Genomic DNA, 24,751 nt, shown 5'->3' with positions numbered 1-24,751 from the left:
GGCGTTAGCCAAACTACTCACGAACAGTAAGTCATGGAGCCTCTACCGGGTAAAAGCCTAGAGAGCTAGGGGATCAGCTTCGAAAACTTCATAGGCGATTTTACGAAACTAGTCTCTAAAACCCTTTAATAAAATTCCTTAATATATAATTTTAATATAGTTAATTCTAAACTAATTAAGTCATATTTAATATCATAAAATGTCACATTTTAATCGTACCCAAACTTATTTAAAGTGAATTAGATTAATTTGTCTGTGAGGGCATTAGTCTACTGGACTTCAAGTGTGGTTGGAGGTATTCAGAGATTTAACGCATTGCTGACTAGGGCATTACTAGACTTAGGTGCGGATGTAGCAGTATTGGCTCCATTATCGTTTAATAGAGAGAAAATCGGCTATTATCACGGCGTTGATTTAGGAGGTGCGCACGTTATTAAATATGGCATTATCAACTGTGGGGGATCTTACTGTGACATGATTAATAGCCTCCAGGGCAATGTAACATTAGCCAACATGGTTGATATTTTCGACATAATATTCATTGATAGTCCATCTCTTTTTCCAGCCAGTAAAGTATTGATACAGAGACAGAATTATATATACTATATACATGGGGCCATAATGAGTAGCAGGCCTAGACCCATATTAACCTTTAAACCACATAGATTATTAATGCATGCTTTAACAACATTCATAACTGATTATAATATATTTAGGGTTAAGGATAGGGTTTACGCAAATAGCCTATTTACCGCAATGCTCTCAAAGAATGCCCTTGGCTATAAGCCAGACATCTTATATCCGCCAGTTGATATAGGTAGAGTTGTTAAGTACAGAGATTATAAGGAACCTATAGTGAGTATGCTGGCTAGGTTTGGCGCATCCAAAGGCTGGGATTTGACATTAATAGCGTTTAGTGAGGCTGTTAATAAATGCGGTGTTCACAACACTAAGCTTTACTTAATGGGCTCAGTTAACAGTAATGTTCAAGCAACCTATGTAAACTATATACTAGGGTTATCAAGAAAGCTAGGTATTGATGATAAAGTCAAAATATTGATAAATCCAAGTATAGATGATATATATAGAATGCTCAATAAATCAATGGTATTTATACACGTAAGGCCTAATGAACCCTTTGGAATAGTGGTCGCTGAAGCCATGGCCGCTGGTGCAGTACCTATTGTGCATAAGTCAGGTGGACCTTGGTTCGATATAGTGGAGATGGGTAAATATGGCTATGGCTTCATAAATGCTGAAGAGGCCGCTGATGCATTATGTAGAGTATTAACAAGCGATAGGGAATTTGAGAAAATGAGCAACTTAGCTAAGGAAAAGGCCGACGAATTCTCTTACGAAAAGTTCAAGGATAGAATCGATAACATTATTAGTAAGTTCACATAAGTTATAGATCAATTAAATACCAATTAGTATAATAATATATAGTAATAATCATCAATTGTATTTGATTACTTCTTATAGAGCTTCCTCTTAGGTTTGCCGTGTGGTTTAGTCGGCTTAGTTCCAGATTTCCTGAGTGATAGACTGCGTCTCGATCTCCTGGATCCTCTTCATTAAATCATCCCTAAGCCTGGGGGCTATGAAGTTGCCCGTGAATGCGTCAGCCTCGGCGGCTATGGCTAGTTTGGTCACGAGGAACTTAGCTATCTTACTCCTCTGCCACCTGGACGCCTTAACTTATCCCTACTACCCAGTTTATAGACTAAGGTGGCGTACTCCTTATGATTCCTCGTCAAGTCATCCAACTCAGGACAGGAAGTTTATACCGTACTACTCCCTTGGCCTTGAGGCCACTAAGCCTGCCAAATCCCTAAGTAGGCCTCGTTGAATAGGCCATCCCTAACCATGTTAGCCACAGCGGAGGCCGTGGGGTCCACCAGGTCCACTATACCCAGCTTAACGGCCCTAGCCCTCTATTCATTATATAAGGGGTGACTTCGCAAACTATCCTAGAAAGATGGGTGACGAAGAAGTATAGAAGATCGCTAGCGGCAAGGTACTGAAGGAACTCGCCTTGAGGATGGTGTAAAGAATATATGCAAGTGCACATGATACAAAAACATAATATCGGCCATAAGGAAGGTGGCCTAGTACATGAGGCAGAGTTAAAAATGGATACACGTAAAAGGGTGCTAACCCTAGGCCTAGAATTCCTAATAGATGAGCCATTCCCCATTATTATGGTTAAGATCGCTAAGAGGCTTGGCAACCAGGTCTACGCCCAGCTGAGGATAACTAGGATACTTGACGTGACCCAGCCAATGATTAACAAGATGCTCACCCTATATTGAAGACTGTGATGAGTGCGTCTTTATGCGTTGCTGAGAGATATATCAGTACGTGGGAGAGCAGGTGGGAGCCCTTAACGTCGAATAGCTCGCCGTGTTTGTATACCGGCGTGGAGACATAAGTCGTGATTATGGTGGGTCGGTGGGAGGCCTAGTTTTTCGCGAATCTCGTATTCCTTGACGCAGAGGGGCCGGCCTTCGGGGGGATTTCTGGCTACATTACGACAGGTCGATGAGCTTCTTTAGGCCGAGGAGTCTGGGGGCCGGCGTCTCCTGGCTAGCCTACATGGCGGCTATGGCGAGGCCCCTCTCGAGGATACCCGCGACGCTCTACGCCGCCGTGAGGGGGATGCTAGGGCGTTAACAGATACCTCAAGTTCTTAAGCGCCGAGAGCATGTACTTGGTCTTGTACCTCAGAAAGCCGCCGAACTCTCTCCGCAATGCGCTCGCGAACTGGTAGTGGGCCGCGGCTACATATATCTTCGTAGCCTTGGCCGGGGTGGAGCCGTGGTGATGGTGATGGCTCGCTACGATCCAGGGGACCTCCTCTATCCCCGACAGATGGGCGAGTATGCCGAGCGTCGTCTCGTCGCTGATGAAGTTCCGCAACCACGTGTCCACACGCGACAGCGCCCTCCCCACCCTCTCCACTATCTCCCGGTCGGGGAGCTTGGAGAACGCCACTACCTGTTTAGGCCCTATGAAGTAGAGGGACCCTCCTCTGAAGACGGCGCGCCACGAGTCGTCGTAGACCTTGTAGGCGTACACCGGCCTCCCGGCCGCGGACCCAATCTGCCTGCTCCTCGCTAGAAAGCCGCGGGGCGATCTCGACCAGGCCTCCTCGTCCAGCACGGTGTAGATAGGGTACCTCCTCAGCTCTCCGTGGGCCTCCGCCAGGTGGGGCTCCACGACGTTGTCGCTGTCTACGACCAGCCAGTCCCCCGTGTACGTCTCGAAGTCCCTCAACATGTAGAGCCACGTGTCGTTTCTATTCCGCCAATTTCCAACTTTTATCTCGACGCCCGGCGGCGCGATCCTCTCGAGGATCTTCCTCTGCTCCTTCCTATATACGTTGTCGACGTAGATCACAGCCGCCTTAGGCTTCAGCAACTCCACGTTCTTTACGAAGTACGCCTCCACCTCGTGCAACCTGTAGAACGGCAGATATGTCGCCAACAGCATGACGGCCCTCTGACGCGCCATTTTAAGCTTTCTAGGCGGCTAGCGGCGGCCGCAACCCCAGGAGTCGGCGCCTTACCTCCCCGCAAGCTCTAGTATTTTCCTCTCCAGTTCTCTGTAGGCCTCCTCGTATTTCCTCAAGGCGTATTCCCTATTTTGCTTCCCGCACTGATCAACGCGGTCGAGCAACGCCTCAGTCTTCGCAACCAGGTCGTAGACGTCGACGAACGTGAACTCGCAGGGCAACAACGGATCTCCTGTTGTCGATAGGGCGTGGTTCGCCACGGCTAGGCCTGCTAGGGCGTAGTCGTACCTCTTGACGTTGGAGCCCGTGCTGTAGTAGTTGCCGGTGTTGGAATAGTTGATGCCTATATGGCCCTGGGACAGCGTGGCGAGGTATTCGCTCCTCGTAGCCACGTTGGGGACATACTCGGCGCCGGCTATCTTCTTGCCTATGGCTATCGTGTCTGCGCCCAACGCCGCGGCCAACGCCTTGACGAACTCCTGGTCGACATGCGTCGTCTTTACCGTTACGAACGTTAGCTTGCCGCGTCTAGGCTCGGGCTTGAACTCCTCTGGGTATATGTTGGGAAACACGACGTATTCCACGTCAGGTGCTTCTTGTTTATGGAGGTAGTAGTCGCGTCTAGAAACGACCACGGCGAGCGAGACCTTGGAAAGAGCCTTTTTGGCCTCCTTCTGGAGAGAGGTTATTCCGTTGTATGGAAGTTCCTTATAATAATCATGAGATATATATATTAGTTTTTTGTTATTTCTTATATGTTTATATACAGATATTAATGATCTTATATAATCAACAATAACTATATCGTACCTAGATAAATCAGGCAGGGCGACATACTTAAATCTCGCCTCCCTTAAATAGGCCGACCCCGTGATCATCTTTAGACCGGCCAGCAATAAGGAGCGCGGCGTGTCGCGTCTAAACCATATATCTATCTTTACACCTAGGAATTTCGAGATTAGGCCGGCTAGATGCACCGTCCTCGTTACGCCGCCCGAGAAGTCGCTGAAGTTATCCCTCCAAGTAATTAATACAGCTTTATTACCGGACATATCTCGAGAGGGCCTTAGCGTAGTTGTCCAAGGTCAACGAGGCGACCCTCTCGCGCGGATCTAGGCCTAGGGGTTGCGTCAACGCCTTGGCGAGGGCCTCCACGGCCTCCTCGGCGGTCTGGTAGCCGAGCCCGTATCGGCCTTCCTCGGCTAGGTCGGTCCACGCCCCTCCCGACTTGTGCACCACCGGTGTCAATCCCCGGGCCATGGCCTCGGCCACCGCTATGCCCCAGTGCTCGTTTATGGTTGCGTGGAGGAAGGCCCTTGCCCGGTCCATCGCCTCGTTTATTAGGCGGCGCGGCGCGTTGGCGATTAGGTAGACTTGGGCGTCTGCGTCCAGCGTCTCGGCGACCTTCAGCCCGGCCTCTTGCGCCATCCGCCTCACCCGCTCCTTGTACGCCTGGAGAGTCGGCGTGGCGGCCCCGCCGAAGATTATCAGCCGGGCCTCCGGAACTTCCTTGAAAAGGCGGGGGGCTACCTGAGTCACTACCCAGTGGTACCTCTTCTCCTGGCTGAAGCGACCCAGCATGACGACCCAGGGCTTCCTCTCGTCGAAGGGCTTTGGCTTCTCTACTATCTCGACGTTTGGGGGCAACGGGGGGTTCAGGACGGCGGGCCTCTCGCCGTAGACCATCTTCGCCACCTCGGCTGTCCACTTGGAGTTTACCAAGACGACGTCGGCGGCGTGGAAGGGGTTTTCCCGCATATACCTCCTGAGCCCCTTGACGAAGGTTTTCCAGTAGAGGTTTAGGGGGAATTTGCCGTAGCGCTCCATTATGTAGGGATCCTCGCCGTAGGCCAGGCCGGTGCCCTTGAAGCGGGGGTCTACCACCACCTCGAAGGGGAAGTGTATGTACTCCACCAGCTTGTAGTCCTTCTCCTTCAGAAGCGGCTTGTAGGTGACTTCGTCTATGAAGACGATCTCCGGCTTGTACTTCCTTACGGCTTTGGCGGCGGGGCGCCATACCCACAGCCTGGCCCATAGTCCGAAGGCCCTCGCCGATATGGGGAAAGTCACCGCGGGGTACTTGGAGAGGTCTATGCCGTACCACTCGCGGTACTTGGCGGGATCGAACTTGAACGTGCCGGTGAGGACTGGGGTGCGGCCCGTTGCGTCTAGGGACCAGGCTGTGGCGGCGCAGACCAGCTGGCCTCCGCCAGGCGTGCCCCAGTAGTGGTGCGCGACGACAGCGTACACGCTCCTACTTAACCCGGTTTTTAAAACTGAGACATTAGACAGCCAGCGTTGTTGCCGCTTCCCTGGCGGTTTTGGAGAAGGCGGTCGTGTACCCGCCTGCGGCGGACGAGATTTGGGATACTACTAGGCTTGTGGTGAATGGGGAGGGCAGGCGGGGAGTTGGTTAAATGACGAATAGCGCCGCGGCGGCGTGTGCGGAGCGTAGGGGGTAGGCAAGACCAAGTCTCGTGCGGGAGCCTCTTGGCGGCCGCGAGCGCCTAGATGGGGGCCACCGCGCCGATAACCGCGGCTAGAATCCTCGCGGGGCCGCGGAGGCGAGCGCCTGTATTAAATCGCCTAGGCCGGCGTTATCTCAGCGAGTGCCCTCACGGGGGCGCCGCTTCCCTGGGCCAGCTTGAGGGGCAGGCCGTAGAAGCGGCCTCTCTTGCCAACGACGGCGGCGAGGTTTGTGAGATTTTCATATATCAGTACCTCCCTCAGGAGTATCTTGTGTATCTCGAAGGGGGCGTGGTCGGGAGAGGGGCGCCGGTCCTCACGGCGTTTATGCCCAGCTTGGCGAGGTGCTCGGCGAGCTCGGGCGATGTGTCGGGGCGCTCCGGCCGGCGGTCTGTGCTGGCATAGGCGTCGTATCCCGTCCGGAAGAGGACTACGGCGCTGGGGTCGGCGCCTCGGGGGCTTGGCCTCGAAGGCTCTCAGCGTTGTCTGGCCTCTGGGCGGCAGGTCGGAGAATTCGAGTGCGATGAATGCGCCGGTGAGCTTCTCGGTATCTGGTCCACAGTCCTCGCCCCGGCACGAAGCGGGCGGGGAAGTCGACGTGTCTGGCGGAGCGCTCCGGCGCGTACATCGCGCGGGAGTAGTAGCCGTTCTATCTTGGATCATTGGACGAAGGCAGGCTTAGGTAGCCGGGGAAGGCGGGGGTGTCGGGGCCCAGCTCCATCGTCAAGTCTACATAAACGTCTTGCATATCATAAAAATTAACCAAACCAGCGGAAGCGGCGCTTTACAGGAACTTCTTCAGCTTCTCCACCAGCTTCAGTACGGCCTCTCTATGTAGCTCGAATTCCTCCAGCTCCATAAAGTTGTGGTAGTAGTTGGCGTGGAGCCTCTCGGCCAAGCTGAAGCCCACCACAAGCTCTCTGTCCTTCGACTCTCTGTACAGTCTGTTTATGGCGACGGCGTGGTCCCGGTGGCTGTAGTGTTCCCAGCCTCGCTTCTCGGCTATGGCGTTTAGTAGCGCCGTGACGGCGCCCCAGTACTTCTCGCCGGCCTGCGCCAGATCGCCCTTTCTGTAAAGCTCCTCCGCCTCCCTAAGATACTTCTCGTGAAGCGCCAAGTAGGCCTCAACCCGCTGAGGCGGGTCAAGCCTAGCCGCCACCAGCTCGAGCAGGAATTCTTCCAGCTCCCTGCCTCCGGCGGCTTTTTTCAACACCTCGGCGACCGGGGGAGAGATTGTGACGGCCACGTCTCTAACTTACTGTAATTATATCTTTGCGCGGGCGGCGTTGTGGGGCGCCGCGCCTAAGGGTACTGTGGTCGCGTGTAGAGGCAGTGTCGGGCGTCTCGACCGCCGTCCTCACCGCCTCTACCGAGTGGCGCCGGGTCTTATGACCCCCTTCTGCTCTCCGGGCGGAGGACACGAGCCCGGGCTGGCCTTTCGGCGTGCCCGGGAGGGCCGCTGGAGAGTGGAGGGAGGCGTCTGCCCCAGCGCCGGCGGCTAAGCTCACAGCTGTAGCCTCCGTCGCGCCGTAGATGGAGAGGCCCGTGGGGCCGCATGCCGGCGGCGGACGCTGTGTTTACGACGGCCCCCATCGCCCTAGCCGCCTCCTGCGGGCGGCGGATCACCGGCTTTGGGGCAACCTCTAGTTTGTCGATTGACTTGTCGCCGGCGCCTAGAAGTGGGGAGTGGAGCCTCAGCGTCGTTAAAAGACGTCTCAGCCGCCGATTGGACCGCGGACTTGTAACCCCCCTCGCGGCCGCGTCGGCCAACACGCCGTTGCCCCGCCCTTTCTAAGAGTCTCCGATCTCCTCTTCAATTTCCTTCGCGAATACATCAGGGGCTACTCATCGCCGCTTCTAGATGGCCACGGCACGGGCAACTTTGAAACTGAACAGCTACTCCAGGGAAGACGTGCGGAGAGGCGGCGATTCGACTCACGCACCGAGGCTCTGAACTAAGCCAGCCCCTCGGATATAGGCGGCTACATCGTCCTAGCCACGCTTGAGTGAGGCTCCGCCTAGCGACTGCCGCCTGCCGAGCTCCCCGCTATATATCTTCTCGTAGTAACTATATACAACACGAGACTGAGATATTTCCGACAACTGCCGTCGAGGCGGCGTTCCGCCAGGCCTCGGGGCTAGAGGCGCCGGCCCTCAACACTGGGGTAGTCCGCCGACCAGCTTACAGACTACGGGCTGCGCGTAGGGGCGGGAGAAGGCGACGGAGCCTCCCGAGGTCTTAGCCGTCGCGTCCACGGCGGAGCTCAGGCCGAGGCTCCGCGAGCCCGAGAGGACAAGCGCGACCCCCGCCTTGGACAGCGCGGCGAGCTTCCTCAAGTTCAGCTCGGCCGCGTGTCTGGGGCCGTAGGCCGACGCCTCGACCTCGATCCCGTCGTAGAACACCACGTCGGCGCCCGCCTCGTCCACCCGCTGGACCAGGTCGTAGACGTGCCGCCCGTAGGTCTTGGGATCCGCCGCGAGGCGGTCCACGGCCGCCCCCGCCTCGGCCGCCTCCTTCGGCGCGGCGCCTCTGTACGTCCTGAAGAGCACCTTGACCCTTGCCTTGGCCAGCGACGCGGCCCAGCCCGCAGCCAGCAGAGAGGCCTCCGGCCCGACTATTAGGGCCGATCCGGCCCCCGCGAGATACTCGTCTAGCTTGGGGATCCCCGGCGCGAGGGAGGCGGGGCCCCCGTCTGGGCGCAGGCGACAGCTCGTCGAGGAAGACCAGGCCGCGGCCCTCCACGATCTCGAACTCCCTGGAGTAGCCGGCGGGGCCGCCCCTCGACTTCTCCACGTACATGCGCCTTACGGCCAAGCCGCTCGGGGTGAACTCCAGCGACATCCTCACCAAGTTGTCGGCTATGTGGCCCAACGCCCCGACGGGCTCCTCGGAGACTATCAAGGCGTCTATCCCGGCGAACTTGAAGGCGCGGTATATCAAGTTGGTCACGTTGGCCCTCACGTCTATCCCCTGCAACTGGGTTATTGAGTCCACCACGAGGAGGTTCGGCGGGCTGTGCGAGACGAGATGGGACAGCTGGTTGAACGTCGACGTCGGGTCGGTCAACACAGCTTCCCAGACCTCGGCCCCGCTGAGGTCGTACCCAAGCCTGGCCATTGCATCGACGAGGGTCTGCCTGTCCTCGTAAAAAGTGGCCCAGAGGACCCTCTCGCCCTGCGCCAGCCGCCTATGCGCTATATAGGCCGCGAAGACAGTCTTGCCCGTGCCGGGCCCGCCGTAGACAGCAGTGACACCTCGAAAATCCATAGTAGATTTCGGGTACTTATAAAAATAGGAGCTTTAAAAACGCGTTATTTTATTTATCTTACGCTTTTAACTTTACGACGTAACTGTTGCAACAAACGGGAACGAGCCGCCAGATGCCAATATCAACACTCCCTGTAGCGTAGTGCCAGGGGTTGCGGAAACAGAACAGCTTGCCTGAATCGACGCAACGTGGCCCGGAGGTATTACGTAGACACCACCTGTGGCAGTTATTGTACTCGACGTACTAGCAGAGCCCGACGTACCACCAGAGCTCGACATACTGGCAGTTACGTCGATCACTTGAGTGATGCTACAAGTGGTACCAGAGAGCGTCACAGATTGTACGGGAGCGGATGAGGGGCCGGGATTTGTCACATTAACAACCAACGTGGGGGGGTTCGCATTCGACTTAAACACAGCTGAAGTTACCGCCAACTTTGCCTGTGCCTGAGTTGCGCCTAGGAATGTGGTGTACATGTACCAGCCTACGGCAACCGCTATCACTATTATTATCGCCAGCAGTATTGCCAGTTCTATCGATGTTAGGCCTTTCATAAGTGCGCTATCCTCCTCTATTTATAAATATTGCGTTGCGCCGAGGCGGACTAACGGAGGCGGGCTCGGCGCCGCCATCCTTTTTAAGGGCGGGGCTTCCCCTCCCGTGATCGTGGCGGTGGCGTCTAGGAACCCCAACAAGCTGAGGGCCGTCGTAGCGGCGTATCGGATGTTCGGCATAAGGGCCACCGCCGTGCCAGTGGACAGGCCTCCCGGCCTTCCGCAACAGCCCGTGGGCTTGGGCGAGGTGGTGCGGGGGGCTGTCGAGAGGGCTCGGCGCGCCTTGTCGGCCGTGCGCGGGGCCGCACACGGCGTGGGGATAGAGGCGGGGGCCGTCGAGGCGGGCGGCCTATACCTCGACGTGACGGTGGCCGCCATCGCCGACGCCTCGGGCCTCGTGACGCTTGGCGTGGGGCCGGGCTTCCAGGTGCCGTCCGTCTTCCTGGGGGGCGTCCTCTCGGGCGTGGAGCTGGGGGCGCTCGCCGAGTCCTTTTTCGGGAGGCCGGCCGTGGGCTATAGGGAGGGGCTCGTGGGCCTCCTGTCGGGGGGCAGGGTGACCCGGCTTGACCTAAACGCCGCGGCGGTCGCCATGGCGCTCCTGCCGAGACTGCCCCGCAACTCCCGCCTCTACGGCCAGACCACGACCCCCAACGCCTTGCAGAAGGCGTAGACGACCCTCTCGACGCCCAGGGCCTCGACCTCCGGCGCCCTCTCGGCCTCGACCCCGACCGACTCCGCCCTCCGCTTCGCTATCCAGCAAGGCGTCCTGAGATATTCCGGCAACGATCCGCAGTCGGCCGTCTCGACGACGTGTTTGACCCCGGCCAGAAGGCGCCTTGCCGACGGCGGGAGGGACTCCGGGGGCGTCAGCAACGCCAGATCCAAGACGTGCTCTAGGTACGCCCCTGTCCTGAGCGCGGACTCCGCCGCGCGCTCCAGGTAGGAGGGGTCCCCCGTCTCAACGCAGCGCAGTATCGGCTCGTACACCGACAAGCTCCTTGAACAGCATCAATTTATCCTTGACGCCGAGCTCCTCGGCCAGCCGCCGCGCTCTGTCCAGTCCACCCTGTCGGCCACCAGCGCGAAGCGGGCGACGTCGACGTCTCTAGGCCCGTCGGGCCTCGCCGCCTGCAACACGGCGTAAGCGACAGCGTCCGGTAGCCCACGCCGTCACGCTCAACCAAGCGCACCTCCCTCAGGAGAGGGCCTTCCGATATCTTGCCGAGGTGCGTCCTCGACATGACCTCTATCGCGGCCGTGCCCGCCTCTAGAGGGACGAAGAAGTGGAACACTACGTCGGCGCCTTTCCTAACGCCACGAACCTCTCCTCCGCGAGCCCCAGCGCCTCGGCAAGTCGGCGTGATAGCTCGAGAGGATTGAACTCCTCGACGGGTCTATGTCCTTGGACGGCAGGGCCAGCCCTAAGTTGACGTAGAATATCTGGGAGACCACCGCATTGTAGCGTCCGGCCACCTCGGGATACTCCTCAACACGTCGATCCAGATAGGCCTCACGTCAACCGCTTGTCATATATAAAGGCTCCTAGAGCGCGATTATGTTCGTGTAGGGGTGGGCCACGTCTCTGAACTTGACGAAGTGCTTCTTCTCCGAATAGTGTATGGGCACGGCTATCTTCGGCCTTATCGCCATGACGGCGTCGGCCGCCTCCTCGGGGGTCATGACGGAACCTCCGCCGATAGGGACGAAGAGCACGTCGACGTCCTTGACCTCGGCCGCCTCCCTTATCAGATCGGTGTCGCCCATGTGGTACAGCCTGACTCCTCCGGCCTCGACGACGTAGCCCACGCCGTAGCCCTTGGGGTGTACCGGCGCGCCGTTTAGGGTCTTGGTCACGTTGTAGGCGTGTACGGCGGCTATCTCGAACGGCCCCAGCCTGACCGCGCCGCCAGGCGCCACCTTGTTGCCGCCGAAGGGGGAGTAGAACTCCTTGGCGGCTCCGGGGAAGTGGGCGGGGTGGTCGTGCGTGTAGAGCAGGTAGTCGCAGCCGCCGACTTCAAGCGCGTCGATGCAGAGAGTCCTGCCGCCGCTCCTCACGGCAACCCCGGCGAGGCCTCCGGCCCTCCACAGCTCGACTCCTCTGAACCAAAGCCTCAACATATCCTCGGCACTAGGTCGCCTCTGGGGGGCTCCAGAATCCTCAAGCCGCCCACCACAGTCCTCAGGAGGACGTAGCCCTTGTACCTCTCGCTGGACCTAACCTCCCCCACCGCCGCCGCGTCTTTGAAGCCGAGCCCCCTCACGAACTCAAGCACCTCGTCGGCTACGGCGGGGTCCACTGCCAGGACGGCGGCCCCCTCGCTGGCGAGGGCCAGGGGGTCTATCCCCATCATGTTCGCGTACGCCGCGACTTGCGGCCTGATCGGCACGGCGGCCTCGTCGACCACTATCACGGTGCCGGACGCCTTGGCCCAGTCGTTTAGGACCATGGCGAGGCCTCCCCTCGTGGGATCACGCGCCGCGTGGATATACTCTCCGTACTTCTCCACCAGGGGGAGCATAAGCCTCGTCAAAGGCCTCACGTCGCTCGCGAGGCCGCCGCCCTGCCCCTCCTCGACTATGCCCATCTGTCTGGCCAGTATGACGGCGCCGTGGTCGCCGAGGTAGCCCGACACAATTATCTTGTCTCCGGGCCTCGGCTTGTCGAGGATGAGCCTCTCGGCCACGCCCACGCCGACCGTCGCTATCACTATCTTGTCCAGCTGGCCCCTGGGCATGACCTTGAAGTCCCCGCCTATAAGCGCGACCCCCTCATCCCGCAGAACCCGCGTCATGGAGTCCACTATCCTCCTCAGATCGTCCATGGGGAACCCCTCCTCGACGACTATGGCGTCCAGGAGGGCGATGGGCTTGCCCCCCATCATCAAGACGTCGTTGATGGAGCCCGAGGCCGCCAAGACGCCTATATCGCCTCCGGGGAAGAAGGGAGGGTTCACTGTGTAGGAGTCTACGGTGATCACTAAGTACCGCCCGCCGCCTATGGGGATGGCCGCGGCGTCGTCGGGAAAGTCGACGCCGACGCCGCCCTCCACCCGCTTCAACCGCTCCTCCAGCCTGGAGAATAGGAGCTCCTCGAGGATCTGCGACGTCTCCACGCCACCAGCGCCGTGGGCCAGCCTGACGACTTGCTCCATGTGTTGCTGGATCCGGGCATTTTTATACCACGTTTCCCCGATCGCGAAAAGACGCCTCCGCGCCCCGGCCGCGTAGCAGTTTTTAAACCGGAACTACATATCCACGTGGGCCTTAAGGAGGAGTTTCTTCGTCTTTTGCGTGAGGATGAGGAGTTTCGCCTAGCTGTGGCCGGCCTTTTAGGCCTTGACGAGATTTTGAAAGAGCTTAGACGCCTCCGGGAAGACTTCACTACTTTTGTAAAGGCAGAAGAAGAACGGTGGAGAGAGAACGAGAAGAGGTGGGAAGAGAATTGGAGGCGCTGGGAGGAGAACAACAAGAGATGGGAGGAGAATTGGAAGAGGTGGGAGGAAAACGAGCGTAGGTGGGAGGAGAACAACAGAAGGTGGGAAGAGAATTGGAAGAGGTGGGAGGAAAACGAGAGACGTTGGCGCGAGTGGTTCGAGACGTGGAAGAAGTTCTTGGACGACTACCTCGCCTTCAAGGAGGACACGACGAGGCGGCTGTCTAGGCTGGAGGAGGGCTTGGGGGCCGTCACGGAGGCTTTGTTCTCGCGCTACGTCTGGGAGGATCTCTCGGCGGATATAAGGGCGGCTGGTGAGCTGGTTGTTAGGCGTGTTAGGAATGCTGATTTTGACGGCGTCGACGTTGATCTCCTTGTGGAGACGGACAAGAGGATTTTCGTCGTAGAGGTAAAGGTGAGGCCGAGAATTGAAGACGTGGGGGCCCTCCTAGCGAAGGCCGAGGTCGTCGCCGGCAAGACCAACAAGCCAGTTGTGCCTGTCCTGACAGGCGCGCTGGTGGGCAGAGAGGTGGAGGCCTACGCGAGGGGGAAGGGGGTTCTCGTGTACGTGTACTAGCGCCGTCACGCCTCCCTCAGCTTCTCGGCTATCTTCTCCAGCCACCCGCCGATCTTCTCGTCGACGGCGCCACTCCGCATATAGGCCTTTAGGGCCCTCCGCAACGCGCCCTTGTCGACGGCGGGGATCTCCTCCACGGCCACGACCTTTGCGGGATCCGCTATGGGCCCCGCGTATTCCCTCACGGCGCGCCTCACGTCCTCCGGCCGGGCGCTCCCCTTGATTACCAAGACAGGCGCCTCGAACTTCTGCGGGTCCCTCACGGCGAAAGCCACGGCGTCCTCCACGCCGGGGACCGACAGCGCCGCCTTCTCCAACACTGCCGGCGATATGCGGTACCCGTTGACCTTCATCACGGCGTCCGACCTCCCTAGAGGGAATATGTTCATGTCGTCCGCCATCACGGCGTAGTCCCCCACGTAGTAGACGCCGCCTACCCACCTCTCGGCGTACCACTCGCTGTACTCGACAGGCATGGCGGGCCACGGGGCCTTGACCGCCAGCTGGCCCGGCCTCCCTCTGACGGGCCTCCCCGCCTCGTCCACAACGTCTATGTGGAAGCCCGGCATGGGCGGGCCCACCGACCCCGGCGCTATGGGGACGAAGACGTAGTTGGGGAGGCTGCCCGTGACGAACGTGCCCAGCTCCGTCTGTATGAACATGTGGATGACGGGCGCCCTGCCGCTCAGCTTCTCGGGGAGCGAGTCTATCGAGGGCGCTGTGCCCGTCCCGACGTATTGGTAGGCCCATTTCCAGTACTTGACCTCCATGGGCTCGGCCGTGGTGAGGATCAGCTTTAGGGTGTCCAGGTTGTGGGCCTCGAGCAGTTTCGGGTCCTGCCGCGAGAAGAGCCTCAGAGCGCCGGCGGTGGTCAAGAAGACCGTGACGGCGTATTCCTCCAGCACGCTCCACCATATATCCCATTGCGGGTAGTCGGGGCCGCCCTCGTAGACCACCACGGTGGACCCCACCATGAGCGGCCCGAAGACCACGTAGGTGATCCCCGTTATCCAGCCGGGGAGGACCGTGCAGAAGTAGGTGTCGCGGGGCCTCAGCCCGATCCACCGCGTCGTCGCGTACGTCTGCGCCAGGTAGCCCCCCGCGCCGTGGACCACGCGGCCCAGCCCGCCTTCGTAGCCCACGTGGAGGCCGAAGAGGGGGTGGGAGGACTCCACGACGGCCTCGTCGGCGTCTGTGGACGGGGCATCGTCGAGGAGGATGTCCCTCCCGCCCGCGAGCTCCACGTCGACCTCCATCCTCCTGACGACCAAGACCTTCGGGATATGCCTAGTGAGCCTCAAGGCCTTGTCCACCGCCTCCTTCACCTTGACGGGCCTCCCCCTCCTGGGAAACGCGTCGACCGTCACAAGCACCTTGGGCCTTCTGTCCTCTATACGCGCGGCGAGGTCGCCGTGGCCGAAGCCGGTGAACACGGGCTCGAAGGGGGCCCCTATCCTCACCGAGGCCAACATCAACGCCAGCACCTCGGGCGTCGGCGGGGCGTAGAACATGACCCAGTCGCCCCTCCCCACGCCGAGCGCCTTGAGGACCCCCGAGTACTTCACGGCCAGGCGGTCTAGGTCGGAGTACGTATAGGCCTTCACGAGGCCTTCCTCCCCCCTCCAGATCAGGGCTATCTTCTCCCAGACCCACGTCCCGGCGTGTCTGCCTATCACGTTCTTGTAGGGGCTCAACAGCCCGCCGACGAACCAGCGCACGGACGGCGGCTCGCCCTCTAATATCTTCGACCAAGGCCTCTCCCAGACGAGGCCCACCGCCTCCCTCGCCCAGAACTCCGGCCTCAAGCTGTCCCTATATATCCTCTCGTACTGGGAGGGGCCCACCGCCTTGTACTTGAAGAGGGGCGGCACCACGCGCTCGTCGCTGTAGAGCTCCTTCAACAGCTCCTCCATGCTGGCTCCGGAAGGCCCTATTAAAGCCGCTCCGCCACTTTCCTGACGGCGTCCGCGACGGGCCCTCTATATTCGTGGATCCTCCCCACGTAGTCCTCCAAGGAGGGATCTACGGGCACCTCGTAGACCGGCGCCCCCACAGCCTCGCCGAGCCTCCTCGCCTCGTCTCCCCGCCCGAACGGGTACACCCTGGAGCCTCCGCAGTCGAGGTAGGCCATATTGAGGACGAGGGCCGCCGGCCTCTTCCCCGCCTCCGCCAGATAGTCCACGAGCTGCCTCACGACCTTGTAAGACGCCTTGGACGGCGTAGTGACGACCACCGGCAGATAGTCGGCGGCTCTGCCCAAGGCCAGCAACTCCTCGCCCATGCCGGGCGGCATGTCGACCACGACGATATCCGAGTCTATCTTGGCGAAGGCCAGAAGCGCCTCGACGGCCCCCGCCTGCCCGTAGCCCGGCAAGACGACGTACCTATCGCCGACGATCCCCCCGAGGGAGAACAGCTTGACGCCTCCCGCCTCCAACGGCTCTATCCCCTCTTTGCCCACCTCGTGTAGCCTGCCGGCAACGCCGAAGAGCTTCGGCGCCGACATGCCCTCTAGGTCGAGGTCCACGAGGACAGAGCCAGGCCTGGCGAGGGCTAGGAGGGCCGCCACGACGCTCTTGCCCACGCCGCCCTTGCCGCTCATCACCGCAATGACCTTCCTCCGCCTCAGCTTCTCCCTAGCGAGCTCCAGGAGAGGCCTCATGCCGTCTCCACCTCCTCTACCTTTATCGAGAGCTCGGCCTCTATGTCGTGGGAGCCGCACCTGGGGCATCTCACGAACGTGGGGAGGAGCTCGGGGATTAGGTGCAGAGGGTACTCCTCGCCGTACTGCCCCACGAGGCGTCTTATTTGCGGATCCACCTCCTCCTGCCCGAACTCGTAGCCGCAGGCCCTACAACGGTACCGCGGAGATCTAACCTTGACCTCCAGCCTGGCGCCCTCCAGCCTCGACTCCCTCTTGAGCGAGTCGAAGGCCTCGGTCAGTATAGACACGTCGAGCTGGGCCGGCGAAGGCACCGAGAGGACCACCCGCCTTATCTGCACGCCCCTCTCCAGAGCCCAGCGGTCGAGCGTCTGGACCAAGGACAGCGCGAGAGACCACTCGTGCATATGCGGGATCCGGGCCTCGGTTAAAAAGGGTTTTTCCACGCCCGCGGAAAAACAGCCTCAGCCCCGCTACTCTAGGCGCGGCACGTTGACAACTCTCAGGAACTTAAGCCCTCTGCCGATCCTAGATATCCTGGTCACGAGCTCCCTTATCCTATCGCTGTCCCCCAACGCGTGCACGACCTCCAGGCAGTTCCTCTCGTCGAGGTGTATGTGCGTCGACGCCCTTATCACGTCCCTGAACTCGTGCTGCACCTCAGTCACGCTCTTGGCGACCTCCCCGACCTCGTGGTCGTATATGTAGACTATTATGGAGGCCATAGGCCTCTGGATCATCTCGGAAATCTTCTCCGCCACTATGGAGGCGATGAAACGCGACCTGTTTGTCTCGCCGACCATCGACATGGCGTTTTCTATCTCCCTATACAGCTTGTCGTCGAGGGCTAAACTAATCCTTTTCATGTATCTGAGAAAGCACATTAAATAAAAGCAGTATCTCCCGGCGATGTTTAGAATGGACGACGGCATAACTCCGAGGGATCTGAAGATAGAGACCTTAAAGGAAGGCCTCAAAGGTATTAGGAAGAGGTATCTCGAGTGCGCCTCCTCCAAGAAGAAGGAGATATGCTACGCCGTAGCCGCCAACGAGCTCGTGTCCATGTTCGGCTCTTTAATGCCCCGCGTGTTGCACGACCCCGAAGTGAGGTACTACATACTATACGGCGTAGACCAGCTTCTCGTCTACGACGCAGACACGGATAGAATAAGGCTCACAAGTATAGAAGAGGCCGTCAATATTATCCTCAATAGTACATAAAAACCTATTTTTATAAATATTAACATTATTAATTTGTTATTATAATATATTTTTCCCTAAATATTCCTTATTTTAAAATATTTATATGACTATGGAAATTAAAAATAAAAATATATTATTTCTTCTTTATATCAATAAAATAATTGTTAAAATAATGATAAAAATAAAGAGAGTAAGGCTTAAATATATTGTTTTTTTCTTTTATATTTGTGCTCTTCAGGAAAGTCCTTATCGCCTCTGTAGGCTATTTTTTGAGACAAGACTGCTCTATAGGCTACGAGGCAGGTCGTATATTGAGGGAGAAGGGGTACGAGGTCTTGGAGCTCTCTGGCGACGTCTTCGCCATGGTGGACGAGCTGAGGAGCCGGCCCCACGAAGTTCTGATACTCCTCGGCACAGTGCAGAGGGGCCGCCCGCCGGGCACCATAGAGGTCTACGAGTTCGTCCCGCAGAAGTTCAAGGACTATCTGGAGGCCGCCGACGCCTTACGGCCGTCGTTGGAGGGCCGCATATCGCTCCAAGACCTCTTGACCGGGCTGAGCGTCTTGGGCCCCGTGGCGAGGAAGGTGTACGTGGTGGAGTGCGAGCCGCCTGTCCCCGAGCCGGGCATAGGGCTGTCTCCGGAGGGGGAGAAATGCGCAGAGCGTATGGCCGAGAAGGTGATCGAGCTGTTGGGCCATGTGTAGGCGGCTGGAGGACAGAGAGGTGGAGATTCTGAGAGCGGCGCTCGCCTCCAATAGATTCTACCACGTCTACAAGTCCACGTCCATACCCCTGGCGACTGTCTGGAGGATACTCCGCCGCCTCGCCGAGCGCGGCTACTTGGAGTACCACAACGGCCGCGTGAGGATAACCGAGTCCGGCTTAATTTTGCTGGCCCTACACGACGACGTCGCCCTCCGCATATTGGCCAGAAAATACGGCGTATCGGCAGATGTGATGAGGGAATACCTCGAGCTCGTCTGTAGGAGATTGGGCGAGGCGGATCTCCCCGTCAGATCGCTGGCGGATACCGTCGGCTTAATAGGCGTCGGCGCCTTGAGGGAGCTACGGGGCACCCCCGTCGAGGGGCTGGCCGTCGATCTGCTCTTCCAGTTCTGTAGGGATTGCGTCGTGGAGGTCGACGGCTCCGCCTTAATTCTAGGCGGCGGAGGCATAGTCGCGGCGCGTTGCAAGCTGTGCGGCGATGGATGCAAAAAGCTCTACCCAGAATGTCCCCACGCCAAGGTGTTTTTCAGATCCTTGAAAACGCGATTTTTAAGAGCTACCAAGAGTAGCCACAATGCGGATAAGAAGACGTGATTTCCTAAAGGCCTCAGCGCTGGCCTCCGCCCTCGCCGCGCTGAACTGGAGCGCCTTGACTAAGGCCGCCGGCGAGGCCATAAAGAACGGCGATATAGGAGTTGTGTGGCTGGAGGCCCAGGACTGCGCCGGCAACACCACGTCGGTGATACAGGCCACGGACCCCTCCCTCGTCGACGTCTTGCTGGGCACCACGCCGTTGGTGGGCCCCGGCACTGTGAGGCTCCTCTTCCACGAGACGGTTATGCCCCAATGGGGGGCATACCACGTTACGTCGGCCGCCGACGTCAACAACGACAAGTTCCTCGCCTCTATAGTATCACAGCAGCCGCCTCCCGGCAACGCAGACGCCATACTCACCGATCTGGCAAACGGCAAGTACGGCCCCTACGTGCTGGTCCTAGAGGGCAGCTTCCCGCAAGAGTTCGGCATCTCGGGCTCCAACATAACGACTGAGGGCGGGTACTACTGCAAGATAGGCCAGCACACGTGTACAGAGTGGCTGAAGAAGCTCCTGCCCAACGCCCTTGCGGTAGTCGCCGTGGGGAACTGCGCGACGTACGGAGGCATACCGGCCAACAAGGTGCTGGAGCCTCCGCCCGGCTTCCAGTACGCCACTTGGTCCCAATCGCCGACAGGTGCCATAGGCTTCTTCGACGACCCGATACGCGGCATCAAGGGCGTGATACACCAGGACTACTTCCAGCCCGAGGTGGAGCCGTTTAGGAAGTATATCGACGAGGGCGGCGTGCCCGACCTCAAGACCGTGAAGCCCGCGGTGGCGGTCCCCGGCTGTCCGGCCAACGGCAACGGCATAATGAGGACGCTGGCCCTCCTCGTGTTAGTGGCCGCCGGGTATCTGGACGTGAGCGTGCTCCGCCGCGAGACTTTCTTGGACGAATACGCTAGGCCCAACTTCATATTCCAGCTAACCACGCACGAGCAGTGCCCGAGAGCCGCTTGGTACGCCGCGGGCGATTTCAGGCCGTACCCCGGCGCGGGCGACGGGAAGTGCCTCTACGCTGTGGGCTGTAAGGGCCCGGTGTCGCACTGCCCGTGGAACAAGGTAGGGTGGGTGGGAGGAGTCGGCGGCCCCACGAGGACCGGCGGCGTGTGTATCGGGTGCACCCAGCCGGGCTTCAGCGACGCCTTCGAGCCGTTCTACGCGAAGTTGCCCTACGCCCCGATCGGCGTGGATACCTTGACCAAGGTCGCCATAGCCTCCGCCGCCGCGATAGCCGGCGCGGGCGTCATAGGTGGCGTCTGGGCCGCCGCTAGGGCTAGGGCCGAGAAGAAGGCCGGCGAGAAGGCTGAGGAGAAGAAATGAGGTGGACCGGCAGAGTGATAGGGAGCCTTATAGGGACGGCGATAACCGTAGGCCTCACCTGGGTCATTGAATATTTCCTGGTCCTCCCCTCGCTTCTGGAGACCTGGCCCCAGTTCTGGTCCTACGTGGCCACATACGGCATTAGGATCTCCGACCTCCAGTTCGAGTTCTTGTTCTGGAGCCTCGCCTTCGACATACTCATAACGGCCATAGTGATCTACGGCTCCTATTGGGTCCTCGGCCACTTCGCCGCCTACGCCGCCAACTACGACCGCTATAGGCAACTCATGAACACGCCCAAGGTGCAGAGGTGGTCCGTGATGCAGAGAGTGCAACATATAGCCATGTTCGTCACGCTCGTGTTGACGGCCTTCACAGGCTTCGTGACTATGTTCGTCAACAACCCCCAGTGGCAACAGTGGTACATACCCGGCGTCTACAACGCAGCGGGCTCCCCGCCCTACTTCCTCTGGCCGGCCCAGACGGGGCCGGTCCAGTGGATGATCATAATCCACGTGTGGAGCGGCATAGCCATGGGCGTCTTGGTCATAGCCCACTTCGCCTACTACGGGACCCGGGTCCTAATTGACATAGTCAAGAGGAGGCCCGTCATGGAGAGGTGGCCGCTTCTGAGGCTCTGGACGTGGGGCTTCGTCAAGCACTTGATCCACAGGTCCATATGGCTCGTCAAGCCCAGCTGGAAGGTGCCTCCGTGGGTCCACAAATACGACGCCGAGCAGCTGTTCGAGTACTGGGGCGTCTACTGGGGTATCGTCATATTGGGCATACCCGGCGCCTTGATGGCCATATACGGGCCGTCGGCCTTCGACGGCTTGGCCTACCTGTTCCACACGAAAGAGGCCGTGTTGGCCGTCTCGTTCCTGTTGCTGGTGCATCTGACCTACACCCACTTCATGCCGCACATATTCCCGTACAACAGAATGTTCCACGAGGGGAAGATGCCGTCCGGCATAGCCAAAGAGGAGCACCCGCTCTGGAATATACAAACGTCTTAAACCCCAGCGATTTTTTCACGGGTCTGAAAACGGGGTTTTTTAACCGCCGAGAGAGGTGATCATATGTCGACGATAAAGCTCTGGATAGATCCCATAACCCGTATAGAGGGGCACCTCGCGCTTTACGCAGAAATAGACAGCGCCTCCAGGGCCGTCTCAAAGGCCCACACGACGGTCATGATGTTCCGCGGCTTTGAGGTCTTTCTGAGGGGGAGGCCGCCGGAGGACGCCATACATATAACCTCCCGCACCTGCGGCGTCTGCGGGGCCGCCCACGCCAACGCCTCGACGAGGGCTTGCGACGCGGCGGCCGGCATGACGCCCCTCCCCATGGGCAACGTCCTCAGGAACATGGCGTACGCCATGACGGACTACACCTACGACCACTCCATAATCCTCAACATGCTGGAGGGCCCCGACTACAGCGAGGCCATAGTGAGCAAGCTGACGCCCTCTGTGTGGGAGACCGCGAAGTCCACGCCAGCCAACTACTCCAGCATACACGGCTACCGCACCATAGCGGACATAATGAGGGATCTGAACCCCATACAGGGAAGGATATGGCAATTGACCGTGAAGCACCAGCGCATAGCTAGGGAGGCCGGCGTCTTGATATACGGCAGACACTCGCACCCCTCCACTCTGATACCGGGAGGCATATCGACAGACATAACTCTGCTCGGCTCCCTCCTCCAGGAGTACTACACCCGCTTGTCGCTCCTCACGGCCTGGGTCAAATTTGTCTGGGCCATATGGCAGGACCTCTACGAGTTCTTCAGAGACCACGTCTCGACGCCCGACGGGCAGAGCTACGCCTTGACGCAAGGCAAGACGCACGACCCGCCTGTGTTGCTGGCCAGCGGCTGGTCCGACGACCCGGAGGTATATAGTGGTATATACGACGAGGCGGGCGGCGACTGGGTCAAGCTGTACTCCTTGCTTGACAAGGCGTATAACGCCAGGTGGGAGAAGCCGGGCTTCGCCATAGGCCACGAGATTTACAGCCCCAACCCCACAGAGATACAGCTGGGCTATCTGGAGTTCGCCGACTCCTCCTTCTACGAGGACTGGGTGAAGGCCAACGTGGCCCCGCCCTACGGCTGGCTCAAGGAGGACCCGTTGGGGAGGCCGCTGGCCTACGGCAACGATCCCTTATTCAAATACCATATGTGGAACAGGACCACGATCCCGAGGCCCGGCGCCATAAACTTCGCCGAGAAGTACACGTGGGCCGCCGAGCCCAGACTGTTGCTCAAGGACGGCAGGATCGCGCCGATAGAGACAGGGCCCATAGCCCAGCTGTGGCTCGACACGCTCCACGCCGCCACGGTCCAAGTCGACAACCACAAGGCCTGGGAGTCCAACGGGAGCCAGCTAAAGGTGTACCTCCCCGGCGGCACCGTGAACCCCGACCTACCAGAGGGGACGTACGGCGAGTTGACGATTACGTGGAATCTGCCTAAGTACTCCACCACCATGGAGAGGCTGTTGGCGAGAGCTGTCCACCTAGCCCTCGTCGTGTCCCTCGCCTGGGCCAACCTGCTCTACGGCTTGAAACTCGTCAGCGCCGGCAAGACCCAGACGTCCAGGCCGTGGTCCTTCGGCAAGTGGCCGAGCTTCAGCTACAGCTTCGGCTGGTGGCAAGTGCCGAGGGGTAACTGCATGCACTGGCTAGTCCAGCAGAACGGGAAGATCGCCAACTACCAGTACGAGGCCCCCACCACGCCTAACGTCAGCCCGCAGAACTCCCGGTGCACCGATCCGTGGAAGAATCAGTGCAGAGGCCCGTTCGAGATGTCCGTGATAAACAGCAAGGTCACCGAGGAGGTGCCGCCCGACCAGTGGACCGGGCTGGACTTCGTCCGGGCAATCCGCAGCTTCGACCCCTGCCTTGCCTGCGCCGTCCACTTCGAGGCCAAGGGCGAGGGCGGCCGCGTCTACAACGTCATAGAGAAGGTTATATGGAACGCTTGCTCGTTGTAGGGCTGGGCAACCCCATATACGGCGACGACGGCTTCGGATCTTGTCTCGCCCAATTTTTATCCTCCACAAACCCCTTCGTCCTCGACGGGAACGCCCACGGCATAGGGGTTCTGGGCAATCTGGCCGACTACGACGTCTTGATCTTCGTCGACGTAGACGCGCGTCTGCCTCCGGGGGCCGTCGCCGTCGAGAGAATAGAGGGATCTCTTACGGTGGCCGAGACGAGGCTGGTCGACGCGCATAGGACTCCGCCGTCCCTGCTAGTGGGATACCTCAGAGCCATGGGGAGGAATCCCAAGGCCTATCTAATCGCCGTGGGGCCCAAGAGAGTGGAGCCGCTCTCGCCGCCGTCCGAGGAGGTGCTCAACGCCTCGCACATAGTGTTGTCGGAGCTGAGGGCCAAGCTCGCAGAGTTCGGATACGAGCTGAAAATCGACGGTGATGTTAAAAAAGGCGTGGAGGAGTGTTTTAGACGTGTCCTCCGCGCGTGATCTAGCCGAGCTGATAAGGGCGTACCGCGAGCTTAAGAGATCTATAGAGCCGGTGTTGAGGCCCATAGAGGAGTTGAGAGCCGTATTGGTGGAGCCCGTCGCGGGGCCCGTGAGGGGCGAGCTCAAGAAGACGCTGGGCGCCGTCCTCTACAACTGGGTGACCGATCTGGGGAGCGCCAAGGAGCTCAAGGGCGGGGATCTAGAGGAGCTCTATAAAAAGATCAAGGGACATTTCAAATGATATACGGCCTTTCCTACACCTATTGGTTCATATACGGGACTAGCTTCGACCTCCCCGCAGTTTTGGGGAAGCTGGTGGGCCTAGGCTACGAGGTGGGGCACGCGACGTATAGGGAGGGGGTGTTGCACCTAGATCCCCTTCCCGGCGGCTACGCCGCCAGGCGAGTCTACGAGGAGGGCATAGTCTACCTGCTCGCCGATGTCCAGAGGGGGGCTCTGGGCGTCTACGGCGACAGCCTCAACATATTGAACAGAGGCGTCGCTGACGTCTCTAGGGCGTTGATGGAGCTCTCGATGCCGGAGCCTCCGAGGGCCGAGCTCCACGCCTCCTTCGGCTTTCCCGGCAAAGACTGCAGAAGCGAGAAGGTGACAATTGCCGGGGAGGAGTTCGTCAAGACGGGGATAGTCCTCATAAGCGGCGAGCCTCAAGGCGGGGAGGGCATCTACATCTCCATAACTCCTCTAGGGGGAGGGCGGTACATGACCTATCTAATAGTAGGCGGAAGATGGCAATATGTCGTCTCCCACATGAAGAGAATCGGCGATCTGGTGAACTCCCTCCTGGCTTATTTCAACTGCTCCTCCAGCGGCTGAACGGAATTCTCCTTCTCTTTTTCAAGACGCCTTAATATATTATATTCCGCATATACAAGACATTCCCCCTAGAGGGGCTAAGACCAGCTATACGCATAGCGG

Annotated in this window: 30 protein-coding genes and 2 pseudogenes; 15 read left to right on the top strand and 17 right to left on the bottom strand. The window is 59.0% G+C overall.

Annotated elements, in window-relative coordinates; all coding sequences use genetic code 11:
* The first annotated feature begins 255 nt into the window (after positions 1 to 255).
* Positions 256 to 1,404 carry a glycosyltransferase gene (locus tag TUZN_RS11165; RefSeq protein ID WP_148678655.1) on the top strand — a complete coding sequence of 383 codons (1,149 nt, stop codon included), beginning with the start codon at positions 256 to 258 and terminating at the stop codon, positions 1,402 to 1,404.
* 144 nt (positions 1,405 to 1,548) lie between these two features.
* Here the strand turns inward: TUZN_RS11165 and TUZN_RS11160 are convergent.
* A pseudogene (locus TUZN_RS11160) lies at positions 1,549 to 1,695 on the bottom strand (C/D box methylation guide ribonucleoprotein complex aNOP56 subunit); the annotation flags it as partial.
* A 374-nt stretch (positions 1,696 to 2,069) separates the two neighbouring features.
* On the opposite strand from TUZN_RS11160, the gene TUZN_RS11155 reads away from it, so the two are divergent.
* Both TUZN_RS11155 and TUZN_RS11585 read left to right on the top strand, forming a co-directional pair.
* Positions 2,070 to 2,312, top strand: coding sequence for a hypothetical protein (locus tag TUZN_RS11155; RefSeq protein ID WP_158305074.1), 243 nt, complete (start codon positions 2,070 to 2,072; stop codon positions 2,310 to 2,312).
* A gap of 229 nt (positions 2,313 to 2,541) precedes the next feature.
* Positions 2,542 to 2,673: a hypothetical protein gene (locus tag TUZN_RS11585; protein ID WP_272941289.1), complete on the top strand. Its 132-nt coding sequence runs from the start codon at positions 2,542 to 2,544 to the stop codon at positions 2,671 to 2,673.
* On the opposite strand, the gene TUZN_RS10830 is transcribed toward TUZN_RS11585, so the two are convergent.
* The 3 genes from TUZN_RS10830 to TUZN_RS10820 form a co-directional block, all read right to left on the bottom strand.
* Complete coding sequence (locus TUZN_RS10830) at positions 2,662 to 3,492, bottom strand: hypothetical protein (protein ID WP_148678653.1); 831 nt, start codon at positions 3,490 to 3,492, stop codon at positions 2,662 to 2,664. The genes TUZN_RS11585 and TUZN_RS10830 overlap by 12 nt on opposite strands.
* A gap of 72 nt (positions 3,493 to 3,564) precedes the next feature.
* Positions 3,565 to 4,566: a hypothetical protein gene (locus tag TUZN_RS10825; RefSeq protein WP_013681018.1), complete on the bottom strand. Its 1,002-nt coding sequence runs from the start codon at positions 4,564 to 4,566 to the stop codon at positions 3,565 to 3,567.
* Positions 4,556 to 5,764 carry a glycosyltransferase gene (locus tag TUZN_RS10820; RefSeq protein ID WP_013681017.1) on the bottom strand — a complete coding sequence of 403 codons (1,209 nt, stop codon included), beginning with the start codon at positions 5,762 to 5,764 and terminating at the stop codon, positions 4,556 to 4,558. Before TUZN_RS10820 ends, TUZN_RS10825 begins: the two co-directional genes overlap by 11 nt.
* A gap of 489 nt (positions 5,765 to 6,253) precedes the next feature.
* Between TUZN_RS10820 and TUZN_RS11580 the strand changes: the two genes are divergently transcribed.
* Positions 6,254 to 6,385 (top strand): hypothetical protein, encoded by a 132-nt coding sequence (locus tag TUZN_RS11580; protein WP_272941288.1) that lies wholly within the window; start codon positions 6,254 to 6,256, stop codon positions 6,383 to 6,385.
* Between the two features lie 379 nt (positions 6,386 to 6,764).
* On the opposite strand, the gene TUZN_RS10815 is transcribed toward TUZN_RS11580, so the two are convergent.
* The 4 genes and pseudogenes from TUZN_RS10815 to TUZN_RS11140 form a co-directional block, all read right to left on the bottom strand.
* On the bottom strand, positions 6,765 to 7,226 hold the full coding sequence (locus TUZN_RS10815; protein ID WP_013681015.1) for a PaREP1 family protein: 462 nt from the start codon (positions 7,224 to 7,226) through the stop codon (positions 6,765 to 6,767).
* A gap of 908 nt (positions 7,227 to 8,134) precedes the next feature.
* Entirely contained in the window at positions 8,135 to 8,530 is a 396-nt protein-coding gene (locus TUZN_RS11510) for a hypothetical protein (RefSeq protein WP_013681014.1), read from the bottom strand.
* Between the two features lie 226 nt (positions 8,531 to 8,756).
* A pseudogene (locus TUZN_RS11640) lies at positions 8,757 to 9,248 on the bottom strand (RAD55 family ATPase); the annotation flags it as partial.
* 72 nt (positions 9,249 to 9,320) lie between these two features.
* Positions 9,321 to 9,803 carry a sodium:proline symporter gene (locus TUZN_RS11140; protein WP_148678651.1) on the bottom strand — a complete coding sequence of 161 codons (483 nt, stop codon included), beginning with the start codon at positions 9,801 to 9,803 and terminating at the stop codon, positions 9,321 to 9,323.
* A 106-nt stretch (positions 9,804 to 9,909) separates the two neighbouring features.
* Between TUZN_RS11140 and yjjX the strand changes: the two genes are divergently transcribed.
* Entirely contained in the window at positions 9,910 to 10,473 is a 564-nt protein-coding gene (gene yjjX / locus TUZN_RS10800; protein ID WP_052886263.1) for an inosine/xanthosine triphosphatase, read from the top strand.
* On the opposite strand, the gene TUZN_RS10795 is transcribed toward yjjX, so the two are convergent.
* From TUZN_RS10795 to hypE, 5 genes are all read right to left on the bottom strand, one after another.
* Positions 10,431 to 10,790: a hypothetical protein gene (locus TUZN_RS10795; RefSeq protein ID WP_013681012.1), complete on the bottom strand. Its 360-nt coding sequence runs from the start codon at positions 10,788 to 10,790 to the stop codon at positions 10,431 to 10,433. The two genes, yjjX and TUZN_RS10795, sit on opposite strands and share 43 nt — an antisense overlap.
* A 21-nt stretch (positions 10,791 to 10,811) precedes the next feature.
* Positions 10,812 to 10,940 carry a hypothetical protein gene (locus TUZN_RS11575; protein WP_013681011.1) on the bottom strand — a complete coding sequence of 43 codons (129 nt, stop codon included), beginning with the start codon at positions 10,938 to 10,940 and terminating at the stop codon, positions 10,812 to 10,814.
* 171 nt (positions 10,941 to 11,111) lie between these two features.
* A complete protein-coding gene (locus tag TUZN_RS11270) occupies positions 11,112 to 11,276 on the bottom strand; it encodes a hypothetical protein (RefSeq protein WP_013681010.1) in 165 nt (54 codons plus the stop codon).
* Between the two features lie 69 nt (positions 11,277 to 11,345).
* Complete coding sequence (locus tag TUZN_RS10790) at positions 11,346 to 11,921, bottom strand: MBL fold metallo-hydrolase (RefSeq protein ID WP_013681009.1); 576 nt, start codon at positions 11,919 to 11,921, stop codon at positions 11,346 to 11,348.
* On the bottom strand, positions 11,915 to 12,955 hold the full coding sequence (hypE, locus tag TUZN_RS10785; protein ID WP_013681008.1) for a hydrogenase expression/formation protein HypE: 1,041 nt from the start codon (positions 12,953 to 12,955) through the stop codon (positions 11,915 to 11,917). The genes TUZN_RS10790 and hypE overlap by 7 nt, the downstream gene beginning before the upstream one ends.
* A 105-nt stretch (positions 12,956 to 13,060) precedes the next feature.
* On the opposite strand from hypE, the gene TUZN_RS10780 reads away from it, so the two are divergent.
* A complete protein-coding gene (locus TUZN_RS10780; RefSeq protein ID WP_013681007.1) occupies positions 13,061 to 13,813 on the top strand; it encodes a hypothetical protein in 753 nt (250 codons plus the stop codon).
* A 5-nt stretch (positions 13,814 to 13,818) separates the two neighbouring features.
* Here TUZN_RS10780 and TUZN_RS10775 read toward each other — a convergent pair whose 3' ends face one another.
* The 4 genes from TUZN_RS10775 to TUZN_RS10760 form a co-directional block, all read right to left on the bottom strand.
* Positions 13,819 to 15,726, bottom strand: a complete 1,908-nt coding sequence (locus TUZN_RS10775) for an AMP-binding protein (RefSeq protein WP_013681006.1) — start codon at positions 15,724 to 15,726, stop codon at positions 13,819 to 13,821.
* 20 nt (positions 15,727 to 15,746) lie between these two features.
* On the bottom strand, positions 15,747 to 16,475 hold the full coding sequence (locus TUZN_RS10770) for a P-loop NTPase (protein ID WP_013681005.1): 729 nt from the start codon (positions 16,473 to 16,475) through the stop codon (positions 15,747 to 15,749).
* The gene (locus tag TUZN_RS10765) at positions 16,472 to 16,882 is read right to left on the bottom strand and encodes a hydrogenase maturation nickel metallochaperone HypA/HybF (RefSeq protein ID WP_013681004.1); all 411 of its coding nucleotides are present in this window, start codon (positions 16,880 to 16,882) and stop codon (positions 16,472 to 16,474) included. The genes TUZN_RS10770 and TUZN_RS10765 overlap by 4 nt, the downstream gene beginning before the upstream one ends.
* Before the next feature lie 66 nt (positions 16,883 to 16,948).
* A complete protein-coding gene (locus TUZN_RS10760) occupies positions 16,949 to 17,341 on the bottom strand; it encodes a CopG family ribbon-helix-helix protein (RefSeq protein ID WP_052886262.1) in 393 nt (130 codons plus the stop codon).
* 43 nt (positions 17,342 to 17,384) lie between these two features.
* On the opposite strand from TUZN_RS10760, the gene TUZN_RS10755 reads away from it, so the two are divergent.
* From TUZN_RS10755 to TUZN_RS10715, 9 genes are all read left to right on the top strand, one after another.
* Complete coding sequence (locus TUZN_RS10755) at positions 17,385 to 17,696, top strand: hypothetical protein (protein ID WP_237698236.1); 312 nt, start codon at positions 17,385 to 17,387, stop codon at positions 17,694 to 17,696.
* Between the two features lie 209 nt (positions 17,697 to 17,905).
* Positions 17,906 to 18,382: a Ni,Fe-hydrogenase maturation factor gene (locus tag TUZN_RS10750; RefSeq protein WP_052886261.1), complete on the top strand. Its 477-nt coding sequence runs from the start codon at positions 17,906 to 17,908 to the stop codon at positions 18,380 to 18,382.
* Entirely contained in the window at positions 18,375 to 18,998 is a 624-nt protein-coding gene (locus TUZN_RS10745) for a helix-turn-helix domain-containing protein (protein WP_013681000.1), read from the top strand. Before TUZN_RS10750 ends, TUZN_RS10745 begins: the two co-directional genes overlap by 8 nt.
* A complete protein-coding gene (locus tag TUZN_RS10740) occupies positions 18,979 to 20,325 on the top strand; it encodes an NADH-quinone oxidoreductase subunit B family protein (protein ID WP_013680999.1) in 1,347 nt (448 codons plus the stop codon). The genes TUZN_RS10745 and TUZN_RS10740 overlap by 20 nt, the downstream gene beginning before the upstream one ends.
* The gene (locus TUZN_RS10735) at positions 20,322 to 21,341 is read left to right on the top strand and encodes a hydrogenase cytochrome b subunit (protein WP_013680998.1); all 1,020 of its coding nucleotides are present in this window, start codon (positions 20,322 to 20,324) and stop codon (positions 21,339 to 21,341) included. Before TUZN_RS10740 ends, TUZN_RS10735 begins: the two co-directional genes overlap by 4 nt.
* 63 nt (positions 21,342 to 21,404) lie before the next feature.
* Positions 21,405 to 23,324, top strand: coding sequence for a nickel-dependent hydrogenase large subunit (locus tag TUZN_RS10730; protein WP_013680997.1), 1,920 nt, complete (start codon positions 21,405 to 21,407; stop codon positions 23,322 to 23,324).
* Positions 23,303 to 23,815: a hydrogenase maturation protease gene (locus TUZN_RS10725; RefSeq protein ID WP_052886260.1), complete on the top strand. Its 513-nt coding sequence runs from the start codon at positions 23,303 to 23,305 to the stop codon at positions 23,813 to 23,815. The genes TUZN_RS10730 and TUZN_RS10725 overlap by 22 nt, the downstream gene beginning before the upstream one ends.
* A complete protein-coding gene (locus TUZN_RS10720) occupies positions 23,799 to 24,056 on the top strand; it encodes a hypothetical protein (RefSeq protein WP_237698235.1) in 258 nt (85 codons plus the stop codon). The genes TUZN_RS10725 and TUZN_RS10720 overlap by 17 nt, the downstream gene beginning before the upstream one ends.
* On the top strand, positions 24,053 to 24,649 hold the full coding sequence (locus tag TUZN_RS10715; RefSeq protein ID WP_013680994.1) for a hypothetical protein: 597 nt from the start codon (positions 24,053 to 24,055) through the stop codon (positions 24,647 to 24,649). Before TUZN_RS10720 ends, TUZN_RS10715 begins: the two co-directional genes overlap by 4 nt.
* Positions 24,650 to 24,751 lie beyond the last annotated feature (102 nt).

The sequence above is a fragment of the Thermoproteus uzoniensis 768-20 genome (assembly GCF_000193375.1).
Lineage (GTDB): Archaea > Thermoproteota > Thermoprotei > Thermoproteales > Thermoproteaceae > Thermoproteus > Thermoproteus uzoniensis_A.
Note: the sequence above shows the minus strand (reverse complement) of the source record. Positions and strands in the feature narration are given on the sequence as shown.

Excerpts from the sequence above, each read along its gene's own strand:
- TUZN_RS11155 (WP_158305074.1), top strand. The coding sequence starts at position 2,070 with ATGATACAAAAACATAATATCGGCCATAAGGAAGGTGGCCTAGTACAT.
- TUZN_RS11585 (WP_272941289.1), top strand. The coding sequence starts at position 2,542 with ATGAGCTTCTTTAGGCCGAGGAGTCTGGGGGCCGGCGTCTCCTGGCTA.
- TUZN_RS10830 (WP_148678653.1), bottom strand. The coding sequence starts at position 3,492 with ATGCTGTTGGCGACATATCTGCCGTTCTACAGGTTGCACGAGGTGGAG.
- TUZN_RS10825 (WP_013681018.1), bottom strand. The coding sequence starts at position 4,566 with ATGTCCGGTAATAAAGCTGTATTAATTACTTGGAGGGATAACTTCAGC.
- TUZN_RS11140 (WP_148678651.1), bottom strand. The coding sequence starts at position 9,803 with ATGAAAGGCCTAACATCGATAGAACTGGCAATACTGCTGGCGATAATA.
- TUZN_RS10790 (WP_013681009.1), bottom strand. The coding sequence starts at position 11,921 with ATGTTGAGGCTTTGGTTCAGAGGAGTCGAGCTGTGGAGGGCCGGAGGC.
- hypE (WP_013681008.1), bottom strand. The coding sequence starts at position 12,955 with ATGGAGCAAGTCGTCAGGCTGGCCCACGGCGCTGGTGGCGTGGAGACG.
- TUZN_RS10775 (WP_013681006.1), bottom strand. The coding sequence starts at position 15,726 with ATGGAGGAGCTGTTGAAGGAGCTCTACAGCGACGAGCGCGTGGTGCCG.
- TUZN_RS10770 (WP_013681005.1), bottom strand. The coding sequence starts at position 16,475 with ATGAGGCCTCTCCTGGAGCTCGCTAGGGAGAAGCTGAGGCGGAGGAAG.
- TUZN_RS10765 (WP_013681004.1), bottom strand. The coding sequence starts at position 16,882 with ATGCACGAGTGGTCTCTCGCGCTGTCCTTGGTCCAGACGCTCGACCGC.
- TUZN_RS10760 (WP_052886262.1), bottom strand. The coding sequence starts at position 17,341 with ATGAAAAGGATTAGTTTAGCCCTCGACGACAAGCTGTATAGGGAGATA.
- TUZN_RS10755 (WP_237698236.1), top strand. The coding sequence starts at position 17,385 with ATGTTTAGAATGGACGACGGCATAACTCCGAGGGATCTGAAGATAGAG.
- TUZN_RS10745 (WP_013681000.1), top strand. The coding sequence starts at position 18,375 with ATGTGTAGGCGGCTGGAGGACAGAGAGGTGGAGATTCTGAGAGCGGCG.
- TUZN_RS10740 (WP_013680999.1), top strand. The coding sequence starts at position 18,979 with ATGCGGATAAGAAGACGTGATTTCCTAAAGGCCTCAGCGCTGGCCTCC.
- TUZN_RS10735 (WP_013680998.1), top strand. The coding sequence starts at position 20,322 with ATGAGGTGGACCGGCAGAGTGATAGGGAGCCTTATAGGGACGGCGATA.
- TUZN_RS10730 (WP_013680997.1), top strand. The coding sequence starts at position 21,405 with ATGTCGACGATAAAGCTCTGGATAGATCCCATAACCCGTATAGAGGGG.
- TUZN_RS10725 (WP_052886260.1), top strand. The coding sequence starts at position 23,303 with ATGGAACGCTTGCTCGTTGTAGGGCTGGGCAACCCCATATACGGCGAC.
- TUZN_RS10715 (WP_013680994.1), top strand. The coding sequence starts at position 24,053 with ATGATATACGGCCTTTCCTACACCTATTGGTTCATATACGGGACTAGC.